This is a genomic window from Zhongshania aquimaris (genome assembly GCF_019312595.1).
GTDB classification, from domain to species: domain Bacteria; phylum Pseudomonadota; class Gammaproteobacteria; order Pseudomonadales; family Spongiibacteraceae; genus Spongiibacter; species Spongiibacter aquimaris.
On sequence record NZ_JAHWDQ010000001.1, the window covers coordinates 818,243 to 835,910 of the forward strand.

Sequence of the window (17,668 nt, forward strand, 5' to 3'; positions counted from 1 at the left end):
ATTATTTCTCCTTATTCTGAAATCGCTCGGTGGCTTGTGGCACTTAATACAATGTCGCGATTTGCGGTAAACTCAAATCCCCAACCGCGCGGTACGCTGCAGGTCCAAAACGCTTCTTCCAAAACCACCGGCCCGATACCCGCCGCACCCGCAATTTGATCCTCGACACGAAATACTGGTACGCGCTCAGACTCACCGCCCGGACCAATCAATGCTCGATCAGAAAACACCTTCGGTTCACTGGATTCCAAATGGACTTTCGGGGCTAGTCTCGCGTGGCTTATGCGTCGGACTGCGCGCACGCTTAGAAGGACGTTGTCGCCTTGTACCTCCGCACAAACAAACTCACCATCACTACCCACCGCCAACTCATGGCACTCACCTGCAAGCTCATACCACACCTCTAATTCGCACTGCTCTGCGCTGTAGCCTTCCGTGCCCATATCACGCAAAACACGATCTTTAAGTCGCTCATAGGCCTCGGCAATCGTGCCACTATTCACATCGCTTACTGCCTCAGTTGCCTGATGAGCAATATCGCTAAAGCCGATGCCGTGGGCGCTAAATACCGCCGATAAGCGTGGAATTAGCACCGTAGCGATCCCGGCGCTTTTGGCGACTGCGGCGACACCCATCGGCCCACCACCACCAAATGCCATTAATACGGTATCGTCGGTAATCGTGGTGTACTCACGAATGCCATCGGCGATTTTTCCCGCCCACGCGTCTAGCATTTGCGTACACGCTTGCTCCAGACTGAGAGACAACGGCTCGGCGACATGACGAAGAATGGCGGCTTCCGCCTTGTCATACTTAAGCGCCAATTTGCCGCCGAAATACGTTTTGGGGTCGAGCAAGCCAAGTACCAGCAAGGCATCAGTAATTGTTGCTTTATCGCCCCCCATACCAAAGCAGGCAGGGCCAGGCGCTCCACCCACCGACTCGGGGCCAACTCTAATTTCGCCGCCTTCAGCTCGAATTATTGAGCCACCGCCAACGCCGACACTGACAATTTCCGCCAGCGGGTCGCTGCAGCGCACACCCTCGATTAAACCGAGGCGACTATCGACAATCTTGCCATCTTCGATCAAACCGATATCAGTGGTAGTGCCACCAACATCCACCGTAATCACACGCCGGTAGTCGTAATAATTGCTATATGCCAAGGCACCCTCAGCGCCGCCACGGGGACCTGAGCTGTATGTTTTCAATGCAATTGTTTTTGCAACTCGACCGGAATAACCGTCATTTCGATAGACAAGCAAGGGATTTCGGGTACGAAAGTGACTCAATTCACTTTCGGTGTTGTAGAGGAAACGCTCCATCGCTGGATGCAGAAATGCATTGAACAGGGCGGTCCACAAACGGACATTTGGATTTGCGTGCCGACACAAGGCATTGGAATACAATACCGGCACGGAGCCCAGAAGATGACGAGGAAACAAGCGCAACATCATCCTGTGCAATGCCCGCTCCTGCTCGACATACGCATCGCCTGTATAGGCAACCACAATTCGACTCGCGCCATCAGCCGCTAGCTGCCCTACCGCCTCAGTCAGCGCCTTATGGTAATCCTCAGGGGCGAGCGTCGTATCGAGCACTGCGACTCGAGCGCCCAAAAGATCGGCGTATAAAGACGCTTGATGATCGTCTTCGCGGCACCAGTTATTGTCGCTAGTATTCAGCAGCAAGCCCAGCGAAGGCCCTTTGCGCTCAACCAGAGCATTGGTTCCCTGCGTGGTGCTGTATCTTATGTGATCAGTAGATTGCAGCAGCGCGCGCAAATCTTCATGACCATAGATATCCTCTGAAATCTTCTTAAGGCCTTCGAAAAAGCACTTACTCAAATCAAAAGGAGTAGTGATTGTCTTGGTGTGATACGAGTTATCGCCGTCCAATACCCAAATATCAGTAAGCGTGCCGCCGTTATCAATGTTGATAAGTTTTCCCATGCCAGATCTCTTCTTATCTATTTATGTGTTGCATTCTCTCCGTCGAGTCGCCCTGCGCCAACTACCCAAACGAGCAGTTATTTTTATTCAGCGATGGGCGTGTTCACTAGGAGAATCACGCTATTATTGGCAAAGAACGCGCCCAGCTAGCACTACCCACATGGGTAGATGAATCAAGCCAGGGTTTAGGGTACAAATTAGGGATGCATCAAGCGCTTGCGCCACCTAGCTACAATACGAATCACATAAGCGTGGGCGGCACTTGAACAAAAAACATATAAATAGAAATTAGGAAATAATGATGACCAGCCCTTCGCACAGCCAGTTCTGGCGCTTCGATAATCGTCCAGAAGCGAACATCAACGACAGCACTTTCAGCCTTCAGCAACGAGAATTACCTCCCCTAGAAGAGGGCCAGTTGCTTGTCAAAAATCTAATACTGTCGATGGATGCAACCAACCGCCTTTGGCTGGGCGAGCGTGAAGAGCTATATATGGAGCCAATAAGCCTGGGCGACAGCATGAGAGGCTTTGGACTTTGCCAGATTGTTAAATCCAACAGCCGCTTATATCAAGAAGGACAACTAGTAAGCTCACTGACAGAGTGGGCAGAGTACTCAATACTGGACGCCAACGCGGTGCAAGCGTTTGTCGCACCAAAAGACATGCCGCTAGACCTGGCATTTGGCGTAATGAGCATCGCGGGCCCCACGGCCTACCACGGCCTGCTTAATATTGCGCATCCCAGACCGGGTGAAACAGTGGTGGTCACCGCCGCCTCTGGCGCTGTCGGCTGCCTGGCAGGACAGATCGCCAAGCTTAGCAGATGCCATGTCGTCGGGACCGCAGGCAGCGATGCCAAGTGCCGGTATTTAGTCGAAGAATTAGGTTTTGACGCCGCAATAAACTACCGCGACGCCAACATTGAGGACGCCCTTCGGCAGGCCTGCCCAAATGGCATAGACATTCAATTTGAAAATGTTGGCGGCAGTATTTTGGACAGCTGCCTAAAGCTAATGAACAACAATGGTCGTGTGGTAATTTGCGGTCTTATCTCCATGTATAATTCTGCGCAAAATGTTCCTGGGCCATATATGTTTCACAACAGCATTATGAAGCGGCTAAAAATAGAAGGATTCGTCATACTCGACCACGCGGCAGAGTTTCCGGCCATGCAGCGCTATTTAGCTCAGTGGATACAAGATGGGTCAATAAAATTTAAACTGCACAGTCATCAGGGAATAGAGCACGCCTCGACTGCGCTGCAGAGTCTATACACCGGCGAAAACAACGGCAAAGTTCTCGTTAAGCTGTAAACTCACTTAGCAAAAATGCCAGTGACAGCCACCCACCGTGCACGGCCAAAATAAAACAAGTAGACTAGGTGAGTAGCTTATACGATAAGCACACTCATTGGTCCTCAGCCAATTTTGGCAAGCAACGATAATAATTATGCTCACTAGCAGTAATACTTCAGACCTTGGGCTATCGCATCACAAGTTCCAAGCCCCACTAGGAGAGCAAAAGCAGGTTCTCCGCCAGGAGCTATTGACCCGAATTAGTGAGCTTGGCGCAATCCAATGCGTAGTTATTCAAGCGCCAGCTGGACATGGCAAAACCACCCTTCTGAAGCAAATCCTTAATCTCAGCAAAGACGCAGGAAAACTGACTGCGTGGCTTAAACTAGATGAGGCCGACAATGATTTACATCGGCTGTTACTCCACCTCGACAAAATAATAAGCGACCTTGAAGAAAGCCAAGAGGCAAAACACAGTAAAACCCTTAAGGAAAACTCTCTACCGAAAGGCCGAGCAGAGCGCTTCAATAATCGGCTTGCCGAAATAGGTGCTGACATACATTTATTCTTCGATGATTTTCAGTTCATCGACGAGCCTGAAATTGAACACCTCTTCAGAAATATACTTAGCAATTTGCCCAACTCTGTCAAAGTATTTATTGGTTCACGCTCGCTGCCAAAAATTGGACTAACCGAACTTCAGGTCCAGCAGCGATTAGAGTTGCTTCGTTTCGCAGAAATTAAGTTTTCTCTCCAGGAGGCAAAGGAATTCTTTCAAAAAGAACAACAGTTATGCCTTAGCGATGAAGACCTCGCGATCATATATAGTCGATCAGAAGGTTGGGCGGCAGCCCTGCAACTATTCAGACTTACACTGGCAAAACGAAGCGTGAAAGAGTCTCTGAATAATCTAGAATCCTACACACCATTCCAGATCACAGAATACCTAGCGAGTAATGTACTACAGCAGCAAGCATCCGATGTGCAGGAATTCTTACTAACTTGCTCGCTATTACCCAAATTGTGCGCACCACTATGCGAAGAGATCACTGGGCGAAAAGATAGCCAGGACATTCTAGAGCAGCTAGAACGCCAGGGGCTTTTCCTCAACAATATCGACAATGAACGCTACTGGTTCCAGTTCCACCGACTTTTTGCGCACTATTTGCAAGAGCTGGTTAGAAAACGCCACCCCGCGCGCTGCAGTCAAATACATAGTAAAGCTGCCACGTGGTTTTTAGAGCACCAGCTATATGAAGATGCCTTATTTCACGCCGTGGCAGCCCAGGATTTTAATCTTGCCACCACCGCGATGGACATCTGGGCAACCGATCAAATCACCAATGCCTGCTTGCATTCTGTAGAGCGCTGGGCCGATAAAATTCCTTTGGCACATATTTTTCAGCACCCCAGACTGATTGTTAAAATAACATGGGCACTGACGTTTCTGCGGCGCAGAGCGAAAGTACTCCCCTACCTCGACGTACTTAAAAAACTTGGCGAGCAAGCGCTAGACGAGCAATTTGCAATTGAACGGCAAATAACAATGGCCGTCGTTGAAATGGCGCTAGATCATCTTGACCACGCCTTTGCCAACGTCGCAGATATCAATACCGAAAATCATGAAGCCAGAGGTTTCTGGGCCTTTGAACTGGGTGCGGCGGCCAACATTCAAGCGTGCCGCCGCATTGCATACGGCAATTTTGCTGCCGCGCGATATCATATTGCGGTTGGCCGCAATCACAACCACGGTGATAGCGCGCCATTTTTAGCCGGCTACAACACTGGCTTAACTATTATCAGCAGCTACCTACAGGGCAATATCAACGACGCCTACGAACGCAGTATTTCAATATTAAAAGCCAAAGGTCTTAATATTGAAGAGTCCTACGCAGCAACATCGGCGGTCTGCTGCTGCTTATTCCCGCTCTACGAAAATAATGACTTCGACACCGCGGTAGAAGTTTTTGAACAGTATCATCAGGAAATAAATACCGGATTGCTTCCCGACTTTGTGTCAGCGGCGTACCTGCCTATGATCCGAATCTACGACGCCAAAGGGGAGCCAAACAAAGCCAGAAAGCTACTAGACACACTGGAAGATATTGCCATCAGCGCAAACTGGCCGAGGATTGTTCGTCTCTGCGCATGGGAAAACGTCCGCCGAGCTTTGCTAGCCGAAAATAGTCAACAAGCCCTATCAATAGCCGCAACCTTGGGCTACCCGGCACCAGAATTAAGCACACCCTCGTTTCTAAGTTTTGCCGACGCTATAGAAGACGCGACCTTAAGTAGAATACGTTTAGAAGTGCACACTAAGCCGCTGCAAGACACCCGAAGCAAACTCAAACTGGCGATTCAAAGAGCCCAAGACCACAATCTAATCGCGCGGGAAATAAAGCTTCACTTGCTCAATGCCATTTTGGAGAGCAATGAAGGTAATGCAGAAAAATCCTCTAGCGAACTAAAAATTGCGCTGACCTTGGCAGCTGAATACGGCGTCATTCGCAGTGTTTTAGATGAAGGACCAAAGGTAATCAGTCTTCTCAAAGCGCGCTTAAACGGAAGTTGGTCAAGTACGCTTAATCGCTATATTACCAATCTACTGGGTCAATGTGAGGAACGCGACAATATCACCAGCCCTCAGACCGAACTACCGGAAGCACTTACTTCACGAGAAATGCAAATCCTGTCCCTACTCGCCAAGGGGGAAACCAATAAAAATATTGCGCGCAGCCTCTTCGTTTCAGAAAACACCGTCAAATTTCATTTAAAAAATATTTTTCACAAACTTGGCGTTAGCACTCGCACCCAGGCGATCAGTAGCGCAAGCAAACACGGGCTTATTTAGCTTGCTGTTCATTACACGAAAGATAGCTTGATAGGTATTGCACTAGCGCGTTCGAAGTCTTGTGATAAACAATAATGGCAATCTGGCCCTGTCTGAATCAACATAACGAATAAGCGCACTATCTACGCTGTTCATCGCTACGCGCAGAAGCTTCTGCCCATCGTGCGAATGCAATAAGACTACGCCACTACAATTTGCTAACACGCTTAGAAAAAGCACAATTCGAAACGATGTCTTTTGGGTTTTGTGTCTAAGACGTTGCTGCGCATATAAGGCGCCGGGCCAACCCCCGCACAAGGCTAGTAGATGCAAGGTATTTTCTGGCACGCGCCAAGCACCAGTCATCGCGGCCTTCTTATCTTTAGCGTAATAAAAATAGCAACATAAACTGATGATCAGAATATACGCACTAAGCAGGAGCGGTGTATACGCAAGGTAGTACGACATTCCCAAACATAAAATCAATAAGCAGATAATAGTATTGACGCTTTTCATCGCTAAAACTCAAGGTAGAATCACGGCACTACAATATAGTAGCCATAAAAAAGGCCCCAATACTGGAGCCTTAAATCACTCATTAATCAGCGCGACAACCTTAGCTCACCCTGACAATTTTTAAGGTATTGGTGTGACCGTCGACACCCACTTGATCACCGGTAGTGCCTAGAATCAAATCGTCACTTACCACATGCCCACGATCTTTAATTGCATTTACGCAGCCATCAATTTCTATACCTGCTGCTGGGCTGGCAATAGCGTAAACGCCACGATATAGACTTACCCGATTGCAAGTCGCGGGGTTGCGGCTAAAGGCGAAAATCGGAATACCGGAGGTCAACCGCGACATCAGCAATACGGTTCTGCCCGTCTCGGTCATTGAGACGATCGCCTTTACACCAAGCTGATGATTGGCGGCATAGACTGCGCTCATCGCCAAGGTTTCTTCGACTGACTCAAATTTGCGCTCAAGTCGATAGCTGGATTTGCGCGCCGAGGGGTAAAGTTCAGCGCCTTCGCAGTTGCGGGCCATCGCCTTGACTGTTTCAACTGGATAAAGCCCGGATGCGGTTTCTGCGGATAGCATGACGGCATCGGTGCCATCGAGGACCGCATTGGCCACATCAAATACTTCGGCGCGGGTCGGAACGGGACTACTCACCATCGACTCCATCATTTGGGTCGCCGTAATGACTGGGCGATTAAGCACCCGCGCACGCTTGATAATATGCTTTTGCAAGCCAATTAAACTCGCATCGCCAATCTCCACACCAAGATCACCGCGTGCCACCATCACACCGTCACAAGCACGAATAAGCGCGTCGAGATGCTCGTCGCTGGCAACGGCTTCGGCCCGCTCGATTTTGCCGATGATATGGGCAAAACAGCCAGCGGCTTCTAACTTAACTCGCGCATCCTCAATATCTTCGGCGCTGCTGGGGAAGGACACGGCAATAAAGTCGAGGCCAATTTGCGCGGCAAGTTTGATATCTTCCATGTCTTTTTCAGTTAAGGCCGGCGCCGACAGGCCGCCACCTAAACGGTTAATGCCTTTGCGAGAATGCAATTTACCCACGCTTTCAGATCGGCAATAGACTTTTTCGCCCACGACCTTATCCACGCTTAAACGCAGACGACCGTCATCTAATAGCAAAACATCGCCGGCACTGACCGAGCGCGCCAAGGGCTCGTAATCTACCCCAATATGACCTGCATCGCCTTCGCCATCGGCTAGTTCGGTATCTAAAATCAGCTCGGTGCCTTTTTTAAGCTCAACTGGGTCGACAGCCAACTTGCGCAAACGAATCTTTGGCCCCTGCAAATCACCTAATAAACCAACATAGCAACCCGCTTCAAGCGCCAATTCACGAATTAAGGCTGCACGATCCGCGTGCTCAGCTGCGGTGCCATGTGAAAAATTTAAGCGGAAGACATTCACACCAGCGCTAATCATTTCTGCGAGCATTTCTCTTGAATCACAAGCAGGTCCGACCGTGGCCACAATCTTAGTTCTTCGCATGAATGGCGCTATCCTTTAAATAAATAGTGATAAAAAACCCTATGTTACACCTCTATCCAACAGACAGCGACTAAGCAAATGTGTAGTTTTTATGATTTATTAATTTCAAACACTAACGCCGTACAAATTTTGAACATAAAAAAACCCGGCTGTGCCGGGTTTTCATTTAAAACAGGATGGCTTAAACGAAGAAGTCACCGTTATCCATGCCCAATCCCAAACCACCTAGATTGCGCGCAAAGCTGGTTGGGTTATTGGCCACATGCGCCCTGGCAGTGTGAATATCCAAAAAGCGCTGCTGGATTTCGCTACCCAAGAACACCGACTGACCGCCAGCCACTTCAAATAATGAGTCAATGATGTCGATGCTTTTCGTAATAACCAGCGAGGCGTGGTAGCGATAGCGAACACGATCCTCAACAGGAACCGGTTTGCCGGCTTCCACCAGCGCCATCATCGCATCGAAATTGCGGAACAGCAGCGCTTCCATCTCATCTATGCCATTTAATGCACCAGCAATACGCTCCTGCACTTGGGTGTCGCCCGCCAGCTTGGTCGGGTCGCCGCTCGCCTTATTCAGTACGGCGTGCTTATAGAGATCGACTGCCGCTTTGCAGGCACCGATCGCAGGCGTACACACCACGCGAATAAAGGTTTGCGCCCACGGCAGTTGGTATAGTGGCGCGGTGTTCACCGCTTGGCCCGGATTTGTGCAGGCAAAGCCGTCAGTTTGTTTATGGGTCATGTAATCTGGTACAAACACATCATTGACCGCAATATCATTGCTGCCGGTGCCTTCCAAACCCATAGACTGCCAGGTATCAATAATCTCGTAGTCACCCTTTGGCACTAAGAAAGTACGATAGCCGTCACCGGGAATAATAGCGCCAAGCAAAGCCCACGTGCAGTGGTCACTACCGCTCGACCAACCCCAGCGACCGCTAAGCTTAAAGCCACCATCAACCACCGTGACCTTACCCATAGGCGCATACGATGACGAGACGCGTGTGTGGATACTGTCGCCCCAGATGGTTTGCTGAGCACGGTCATCCATAACGGCAATTTGAAATGCGTGAACGGCGATAATACCGCTTGCCCACGCCGTTGACATACAACCCTCTGCCAATGCAATTTGCATACGGAAGAAGTCTTGTGGCGAAAGCTCTAAGCCGCCGTAGCGCTTTGGCTGCAGGGCTAGGAAAAAGCCAATTTCCTGCAATTCGTCGATAGAGGCTTGCGGCACCTTGCGCAGCGCCTTGGTTTCCGCCGCCCGCTCCCGCAAACGCGGTTGCATGTCTTTTATGGCAGCCATCATCTCTGGTACTGACAATACCTTGGTGTCACTTTTAGCTTGCGCTACGCTCATCGCACTTCTCCTGTACACATTCTTAATGGCGAGATGACTATCAAACTTTAAATAGTCAAACCACGACCTAAACCGATGCGACTACTCGCCGCAAAAAGCCGCGCAGAATTACGCGTCTGGCATGGAAAATTTATGGCCCCACAAACTTGGCAGACTGGTGACCGTCGGGGTGAATCCCTCCCAATCCATTTGCAACCCGTCGGTGCCAAACTCCATGGCAAAGCCAGACGGGGTAGCCATATAAAACGACAACATATTGTCGTTGGTGTGACGACCCAAGGTCGATATTATGGGTATCTCAGCTTCTTGAACTCGATCCAAGCAGTAACCCACCTCATCGACCTCAGTGACCTCTAACATTAAATGCACGCAGCCTACGGGATTAGCCGGATCTTCATACAAGGCCAAGCTGTGGTGACGGGGGTTGTTCACATGCATGAAGTTTAAGCCCTGGCCCGGGTCATCGGGGTCCGGCGAAAATTTAAAGTGCATATAGTCACTGTCACCGAAGCCCAGCAGCTCTTTATAAAAGGCATGGGTTTCCTTCAGTTTTGCCGCTGGCAGAACTGCGTGGCCAAGCCCCATATCGCCGTTAAAGCCGGTTTCAAAACCCGATATCCCTTTTGGCGAGATAAACTTAGCGTAGTCCAACTCGCCACCCCAAAATAACTCAAGACCATTCCCTGAGGGATCTTGCAAGCGAATCAAGCCACGAACACGACGCGCTTGTGCATCTGCCGCAGACGCCTCTTCGAAGGCCACACCCGCCGTTGTCAACTCGGCTTTGGCATCATTAAATCCCGCCTCGTCTGCCAGCTCCCAGCCACAGCGAGCTAGACGGTTCTGGTCTGACTTTACAATCGCAAAGCGATAAGGCCGCGAATCCAATTTCAAATACACATTGCCGTCTTGAGGCATTGTTGGTGCAACCATCAAGCCCAATATATTTGTACCGTAGTCTAGCCATTGCTGTGGCTCTGTCGATTCAATCACTACGTAAGCTAAGCTGCGAACATCCATTACTACTTCCTGTTTTTACACTAAATTAATCAGGTATTTCGAAGCGCATAATCCACAACGTATTCACGCTTCTCGTTGAACGCTTGCGGAACCTCGGCAACATCGACATAAAACTGGTTATACCACTGACGCAAACGCGTAATTGGGCCATCACCATCGCACAAGACCGGATTATCTACCCGTGTTTTAGTATGCCAAATATGAACGTCCTGGAAAAATGCGGTGCGGTTTTGCTGTACATATTCACGCGCCATTTCCTCGTTCTGCTCTTCTGTCATACCGGCGATTTTCTTCACCGCCACACCGAATCGCAAATCGAAACTGCCGTGATTAATAGGCACATGCGTCACCAGCAAACGAGACGCGATGTCCACACCACCAGCCTGCCCGGTCATATAGGTATTCATATAGGCGGGGCCGTAGTAGGTCGCCTCGGAACTCAGAGCGCCATCTTCTGCCAGCAACTCGGAGCCACCGGTTAATTCCTGCCGATAAGTATGTTTATAGACTATATTTTTGAACTCGGTAATCGGTGCACCATGAATCGGACCAAAATGCGCAACATCGGCCATATTGTCGATCAATTCGCGGGCATTGGTGTTGATGGTCATCAAATCCATCTGCCAGATCGTCCAATCGTCACTGAATACATCGTCGATACGTGGCGGACGCTGCTCTTCAATCGGTGGATTACCTTCGGGGTCAAACCACATAAACAGCAAATGATTTTCTTCTAAGGTCGGGTAAGAGCGGATAACCGCTTTCGCCGGAATACGCTTAGCATAGGGAATATCGTCACAAACACCGTCTGCACCCCAGCGCCAAGCGTGGAAAGGACAGCGAATTGAGCTACCCTCTACACAACCTTCACTGAGATCGGCACCCATATGTGGACAGTAGCCGTCCAGGATATGAATCTCGCCATCGTCGCCGCGATAGGCAACCAAACGCGTACCAAAATAATTGAGTTTGACCGGCGTACTTGTATAATCGCTCGCCAGACCGAGACAGTACCAACCGCGGGCATAGCGATCGGGTAATTCCGCTGCCTCAATAATATGCGGCTGGCGCGGCACTTGCGCTACCTGACTCATTGTTTCTCTCCTTCCAACTCGTTTTTATAAGGGTTCTGCATGGTGAAAAATTCTCACACATGCCCCCCAGCCACACCATCCTCCGTTTAGACGAGCTGCACTCAATCCATAACGCACTGTTTTTATTAATTTTTTTACTAAAAAGACAAGCCCTGAGAAGCAAATCTGACGCGGAATTTAAAAAACCCATTCGCCGGTATCGCCAGCTATGGCCAGCCGTTACAATAAACCTTCGATCTGTTAGCAAGCGCCGCTTTAACTGTAAAAAGACTAAGCCGCGAAAACATATCTGCATTTATTCCCACTTAAATATGGTCACCAATGGCAAGTAAAAAAGGCTCGAGTAAACCATCTGTCGACAAGCACGAACGAAAAGACGTCGCCATTAGCCTTCCCGGCCGCTCCGGCAACAATAAAATGCCCGCAGCGCAAGCGCTCAACTTCGCCAACCAACTAGGCAATGACGGAAAATGGCCGGTAGTCATCGTGCTGTGCCGGCAACTACTCACTCAAATTCCGCAACTCACACGCGCCTGGCATTTACTATTTAAAGGGCTCGTCGAGGCCGGCGACTACAGCGGGCTGCTCACCGCCACCGAGCAGTATTTAAGTAGCAAGCCTCGCGACCTCACTACGCTTCTATTTCAAACAACCGCACTCAGGTTGCTAGGCCAACACGACAAGGCTTTGCAAGCTATCGACAAGGCTTTGCGTTTAGCACCAGCAAACACCAGCGCCTTGAATCAACGCGGCGTGATACTCAAAGAAATGGGAAATATGGCCGAGGCCTTAGACAGCTTTAATCGCTGCGTGCGCCTCTCGCCACTGGACGGCTACGCCTATTGGAATAGATCTGATTTACTGCGAGACATCAATACCGAAGAACTAAAAAGCATGGAAGCGGTAGTGAGCAGGCCCGCAGTCACGGCTCACAATAAAGCGCGCATTCACTACGCCCTAGCCCGCGCTTATGAATTTCAAGGCGACACCCAAAAGCAATTTAGCCATATCGAACAGGGCGCAAAATTAAAACGCGGCTTACTCGAATATCATCACGCCGATGAAATACAACAGACCCGCGATATTCCGAAGCACTTTAGCCAAGAGCTGCTAAAGCAAACACCACTGCCAAGAGAGACTAAAAAAGCCAGCCCAATCTTTATTTGCGGCTTGCCACGCAGCGGCACCACCTTGGTAGAACAAATTATATCGACTCATTCCATGGTCACCGCCGGTGACGAATTAGTCGCTCTGCAGCGGGCCACAGCCGCCGTATTGCGGCAAAAGAAAATAGATAAGCCCTTCCCCCTGTGGGCCAATGACTTAAGCCCGGCCGACTGGAAAACCATCGGTGACAACTACCAGTCAATGACGAGTGAGCTACACGGCACACCATTTTTCACAGACAAAAATTTACAAAACTATAAAGCATTGGGACTCATCCACCTTGCCAACCCCGAGGCGAAAATCATCTTTTGCCGACGCGCGCCGATGGATAATTTGTGGGGCTGCTATCGCCAGTATTTTGCTGACGGACTGCGATACACCTACGATCAAGAAGAATTAGCCGACACCTACCAGGCCGCCAGCGAGTTGTATCGCTACTGGCAAAGCGCACTGCCCGACAAGGTGTTCTTCCTAGAATACGAAACACTGATCAGCGATTACGAAGCCACCGTAAAAGCGCTACTGCACTTTCTCGACTTACCATGGGAAGAAAACTGCCTGCATTTTTTCAACAACCCCAGGCCTGTGAGAACTACCTCCGCAACCCAGGTTAGATCGCCCATAAACACCAGCCGCGTAGATCAATGGAAAAAGTTTGAACAGCAACTTCAGCCTATGTATCAGCGTCTTATTGCACTCGGCGAGATAGAGTAAGGTCTTGCAAGAAGCTCAATAATAGAAACAATAATTAATCGCAAACGTACTTTACACCGCGCGCATCAAATACCATGCCATATAAAGCCCAAATGTTTTCCACATTGAAACCATACTCTCAACACGTTGCGTATGGATTCCTATCTTCTAGTACTTGCTATAAAAACGCCGATGACATTACTTATTAAGTTGATGCCAGACGAGAAATAATATTGCACTTAGCCCGCTAATTTTTAACGCAGTCGCGTCGAAAATTAAAATCCAATTACGACAAAAAGTAAGCTGCCGGCGACTTATTTGTGTACTATCTTGCGCACTATAACGGAAAATAAGCGGCTTACAGATTACCTGTTCACAATGAACTAGGTTAAATAAACACATTCAAAACTCACTTGCGATAATAAAATAAACTATGCGAGTTCTTAACATTACCGTCACGTTTGGTCTCGGAATAGCGATTGGCGCTTGGTCTGCCAGCCTGATGCTAAAACACCAGCTAGATTTGTCGTCAGTGCGCAATGGCCCATGGCGAACACTATTGACCACCGGGGCGGCCGATGCGGGAATGTATCAACGGGCCGGAATAGCCGTCGGTGGTTTACTGGCCTTATCCAAGCAAGAAACGCTCTACTACACCGCCTTTGAAGACAACAGCGGAAACCAATTACAAGAAAACTGCACTTACCGCATACTAGGGAAAGATCCTGACGCCCGCTGGTGGAGCTTAACTGCCTACGCTGACGATCATTATCTACCCCAAAACGACGACAACGCCTTATCCATTGCCAAAACAACGGTTGAGCGTGACGACGATGGACATTTTGAGATTATGGTATCGGCGAAGCCACAGCCTAAAAACTGGATATCTAGTCGCGCCGCTGGCGAATACTCTTTAACGCTGCGTCTGTACAATCCCAGCAGCCGTGTTTATGAGGCACCAGCCGCCGCCAACCTTCCCAACATTCTGCGGGAGAACTGCCAATGAAACGCGCAGTTCGCTGGATACTATCAATAGCGGTAATAGCGGGTGTCACTCACTTGGTAGCCATATTCATTTTACCAAGGGCATTAATGACACTCATTGTGTTCAAAATCAGCTCCGAGGCCAACGGCGTCAACCAGCTATACCTACCAGACCGTATTACTTCTAATTCTCGGAAGATTGTTCGCCCAGCGCCAGATCTTGCCTATGCAATTTGCGCCTACGATCTTAGCGATGGCCCCGTGTTAGCAACATTAAACACGTCTGAAACCTACTCATCGCTATCTGTGTTTGCAAACAATACCGACAACGTTTTCGCGATCAATGATCGTGCTGTTACAGGAGATGTCGCCACGGTGCTCCTATCTAACGAGGACACCGACGTCACTCCGCCTGCAGGCGCCATTGCAGTGAAAGTCCCAAGCGACAGGGGCTTAATTCTTTGGCGGCGAGTCATTACATCGAATGCTGACTGGCCCAAAGCGGACGCAGCGCGTCGAGAAGTTATCTGTGTTCCATACCATTCAACATAATCCAAGGCGTTAGTTCCGAAGAGCGGAGCAGCTTAACCTTAGCTCAAGATATGCAGCTATTCGCGGCCTTAATCTTAGCTTTGCGATCAGGCAAAACCCGTTGTCATAGCAAACTAAGATGCCTACGGAAGTTACCATCGAAAGATGGTAACTATTAGCATAAGCAGTGTCATTACTTTACTTCTGTCCTCAATGTGATAGCGTTCAGCGTAGAAAGTCAGGTCAACATAAAAATTATAAGCTTCGCGCGCTTGTGGGCGTCTACCCCGGAACACAATATGAATAACAAAAATTACTCCATTCGCTCGACCATAAGACCACTTATATTTAGCGTCAGCGCCGCCGTTCTCGCGCCAGTAGAGTTGACCTATGCCGCACAGCTCGAGGAGGTGATTGTCACTGCGCAAAAACGCGCAGAAGATATGCAGACCGTTCCTGTGTCTGTATCCGCATTAACAGCAGATCAGCTTGCCGATATTGGTTTTAACGACATTAGCGATATTGCCGCGCAGGTGCCGTCGCTAATCGTGCTTACCAATATCAGCCCCCTAGCGACCACCTTCAGAATTCGCAACATTGGCAATGCAGGTAATATCCCAAATTTTGAGCCCGCCACCGGTCTATTTATTGATGGCGCCTTTCGATCCCGTTCGGGTATCGGGATGGGCGACCTAGTAGACGTGAGTTCCGTAGAGGTTTTGAAAGGCCCGCAAAGTACCTTGCACGGTAAAAACGTCACCGCTGGGGTGATCAGCGTCGCAACCCAAGGCCCGACAGAAAACTTTGAAGCGATGGCCGAAGTGAGCTTCGGTAGCGATAATTTAAAACAGATTAAAGCTTATATTAGCGGTCCTTTTACCGATTCAATTGCAGGACGCCTCAGCCTGGTCGATACCGGTCGAAGCGAATTAATTGATAATGTCGCGGGGCCGAAAAGTGAGGGCCTAAATGGCTACGCTATTCGCGGCCAACTGCGAATGGATTTCAGCGAGTCACTTTACGCGCGCCTAATCGTCGGTTACGCAGACAAAGACATGAACACGACCACCGGCGACGTGTTTCTAAGTGACGCCACGCAGAGAATCTTAAGCAACGCGGGTGCCAATCTAACAATACCAAATGATCCTTCAGATCGACTAATCGAATACAGCGAAGGCAGTGGTTATATTGGCGATTCCAACGATGTTATTTTCACAATGGAATACAGTGGCGATGGCTACTCCCTAACGTCGATCAGTAGTTACGATGACTACGACGGCTTAACGTTTTTAGACGATGTTGAACAGGCCAGTTTGCTGCTAGCCGATTTTAAGGATCGCCAAGCAGGTGAATCCTATTCTCAGGAATTCCGAATCGCATCAGATACTAACAGCCCATTCAGCTGGCTCGGCGGCGTGTTTTTATATACCAACGAATTCCGTCGCGGCGATAAATCACTGCCTGAATTCATCGCCCAAAAAGATATTGAAGCCTACGGCGGTGCAGTCGCCGGCGAATTGTTAACTAGAGGCCTCCTGCCGCCTAATCTCGCCATGTTACCGCTGCCACTACTCGGCGTTGAGGGTGATCGCGGCGACTACTACATCACTCAGAACACCGACAGTTTTGGTATATTCACCAAACTAGATTACGAGTTTAGCGACGCGTGGAAGGCGGCGTTTGGCCTGCGCTATTCCTATGAAGATAAAACCGGCGTAGTTAATCAAACCGCAGAGCTATCCGCACTTGGATGCATTCCGCCTTTAAATACCAATCTTATTTGCATGGTCACCCCCGATGGTAATAATTTCAATCAATCGAAGAGTTTCGATGCGATCACCGGTTCTTTGTCTACCAGCTACTTCGTCAACGCAGACACCATGTTTTACGGGGTAATTTCTACGGGCTTTAAAGCAGGCGGCTTCAGCTTACAAAATGGCACAGCCACCGACGATATGCGCCCCTTCGGTGAAGAGGAAGTTATCAACTTTGAATTAGGTGCCAAAACTGAATTCTTGGATCGCCGAGCGCGGATCAACGCCTCAATTTTTCACACCGAGTATAAGAACTTTCAAAACGCCAGTTTTGCAGGATTGGTGTTCATAATAAATAATGCTGACCTAGTCACCGTGGACGGCATAGAAGTCGATTCAACTGTCATCTTCACAGAAAACCTATCGACGACGATCAACTTCGCTTACATCGATACTATTTTTGACAGCTATGACGGCGGTCAATGCTTCTACGGCCGCGAACCGGACAACGACTTAGGGCAATGTAGCCTGGATGGCGAGGAGCTCGCGTCCGCAACCAAGCTTAAGGGCAACATAGCACTGAATTGGCGCTATCCTTTAGCCAGTGGCGATCTCTATTCTCGATTGGACTACGCCTACACTGGCGAGGCGAACGCAAGTTCTGCGCTAGACCCTCGGTTTGATCAGCCCGCCTCAGACACACTAAACCTTCGCCTAGGCTGGCGAACCGCCAATATAGATATCGCGCTCTGGGGAAGAAACATCACCGACGAAGTGCATATCGACCAAGTCGCCCCGGCCAATATATTTACCACCATTGATTCGCGGGTTAACTCTCCGGTCGGTTCGTATCAGGCATTTACAAACCAGCCGAGGTCGCTTGGTTTAACGGCTCGCTACACCTATTAAACAAGACCTAGCGGTGACGAAAAAAGCTACCGC

12 protein-coding genes are annotated in these 17,668 nt (G+C 49.4%); 6 read left to right on the forward strand and 6 right to left on the reverse strand.

Translation table 11 applies throughout. The annotated features are described in order from the left end of the window. Positions 1-11: 11 nt before the first annotated feature. Positions 12-1,952 (reverse strand): hydantoinase/oxoprolinase family protein, encoded by a 1,941-nt coding sequence (locus tag KXJ70_RS03790; protein WP_219042114.1) that lies wholly within the window; start codon positions 1,950-1,952, stop codon positions 12-14. Positions 1,953-2,253: 301 nt separating this feature from the next. Here KXJ70_RS03790 and KXJ70_RS03795 point away from each other — a divergent pair, with 301 nt between their 5' ends. Both KXJ70_RS03795 and KXJ70_RS03800 read left to right on the forward strand, forming a co-directional pair. Then, on the forward strand, positions 2,254-3,267 hold the full coding sequence (locus KXJ70_RS03795) for an NADP-dependent oxidoreductase (RefSeq protein WP_219042115.1): 1,014 nt from the start codon (positions 2,254-2,256) through the stop codon (positions 3,265-3,267). A gap of 136 nt (positions 3,268-3,403) precedes the next feature. Further along, positions 3,404-6,100 (forward strand): winged helix-turn-helix domain-containing protein, encoded by a 2,697-nt coding sequence (locus KXJ70_RS03800; protein ID WP_219042116.1) that lies wholly within the window; start codon positions 3,404-3,406, stop codon positions 6,098-6,100. 42 nt (positions 6,101-6,142) lie between these two features. Here the strand turns inward: KXJ70_RS03800 and KXJ70_RS03805 are convergent, their stop codons facing one another. The 5 genes from KXJ70_RS03805 to KXJ70_RS03825 all read right to left on the reverse strand — a co-directional run bounded on the left by KXJ70_RS03805 (position 6,143) and on the right by KXJ70_RS03825 (position 11,597). Further along, a complete protein-coding gene (locus KXJ70_RS03805) occupies positions 6,143-6,595 on the reverse strand; it encodes a DUF1294 domain-containing protein (protein ID WP_219042117.1) in 453 nt (150 codons plus the stop codon). Between the two features lie 100 nt (positions 6,596-6,695). Then, on the reverse strand, positions 6,696-8,117 hold the full coding sequence (pyk, locus tag KXJ70_RS03810; protein WP_219042118.1) for a pyruvate kinase: 1,422 nt from the start codon (positions 8,115-8,117) through the stop codon (positions 6,696-6,698). Between the two features lie 181 nt (positions 8,118-8,298). Further along, positions 8,299-9,483, reverse strand: a complete 1,185-nt coding sequence (locus tag KXJ70_RS03815; RefSeq protein ID WP_219042119.1) for an acyl-CoA dehydrogenase family protein — start codon at positions 9,481-9,483, stop codon at positions 8,299-8,301. 108 nt (positions 9,484-9,591) lie between these two features. Continuing rightward, complete coding sequence (locus KXJ70_RS03820) at positions 9,592-10,503, reverse strand: VOC family protein (RefSeq protein WP_219042120.1); 912 nt, start codon at positions 10,501-10,503, stop codon at positions 9,592-9,594. Between the two features lie 29 nt (positions 10,504-10,532). Beyond that, complete coding sequence (locus tag KXJ70_RS03825) at positions 10,533-11,597, reverse strand: 3-ketosteroid-9-alpha-monooxygenase, oxygenase component (protein ID WP_219042121.1); 1,065 nt, start codon at positions 11,595-11,597, stop codon at positions 10,533-10,535. Between the two features lie 321 nt (positions 11,598-11,918). On the opposite strand from KXJ70_RS03825, the gene KXJ70_RS03830 reads away from it, so the two are divergent. The 4 genes from KXJ70_RS03830 to KXJ70_RS03845 all read left to right on the forward strand — a co-directional run bounded on the left by KXJ70_RS03830 (position 11,919) and on the right by KXJ70_RS03845 (position 17,635). After that, positions 11,919-13,478 carry a tetratricopeptide repeat-containing sulfotransferase family protein gene (locus tag KXJ70_RS03830; RefSeq protein ID WP_219042122.1) on the forward strand — a complete coding sequence of 520 codons (1,560 nt, stop codon included), beginning with the start codon at positions 11,919-11,921 and terminating at the stop codon, positions 13,476-13,478. 412 nt (positions 13,479-13,890) lie between these two features. Next, entirely contained in the window at positions 13,891-14,463 is a 573-nt protein-coding gene (locus KXJ70_RS03835; protein ID WP_219042123.1) for a DUF1214 domain-containing protein, read from the forward strand. After that, positions 14,460-14,993 carry a DUF1254 domain-containing protein gene (locus KXJ70_RS03840; RefSeq protein ID WP_219042124.1) on the forward strand — a complete coding sequence of 178 codons (534 nt, stop codon included), beginning with the start codon at positions 14,460-14,462 and terminating at the stop codon, positions 14,991-14,993. The genes KXJ70_RS03835 and KXJ70_RS03840 overlap by 4 nt, the downstream gene beginning before the upstream one ends. Before the next feature lie 278 nt (positions 14,994-15,271). After that, positions 15,272-17,635, forward strand: a complete 2,364-nt coding sequence (locus KXJ70_RS03845; RefSeq protein WP_219042125.1) for a TonB-dependent receptor — start codon at positions 15,272-15,274, stop codon at positions 17,633-17,635. The last annotated feature ends 33 nt before the right edge of the window (positions 17,636-17,668 follow it).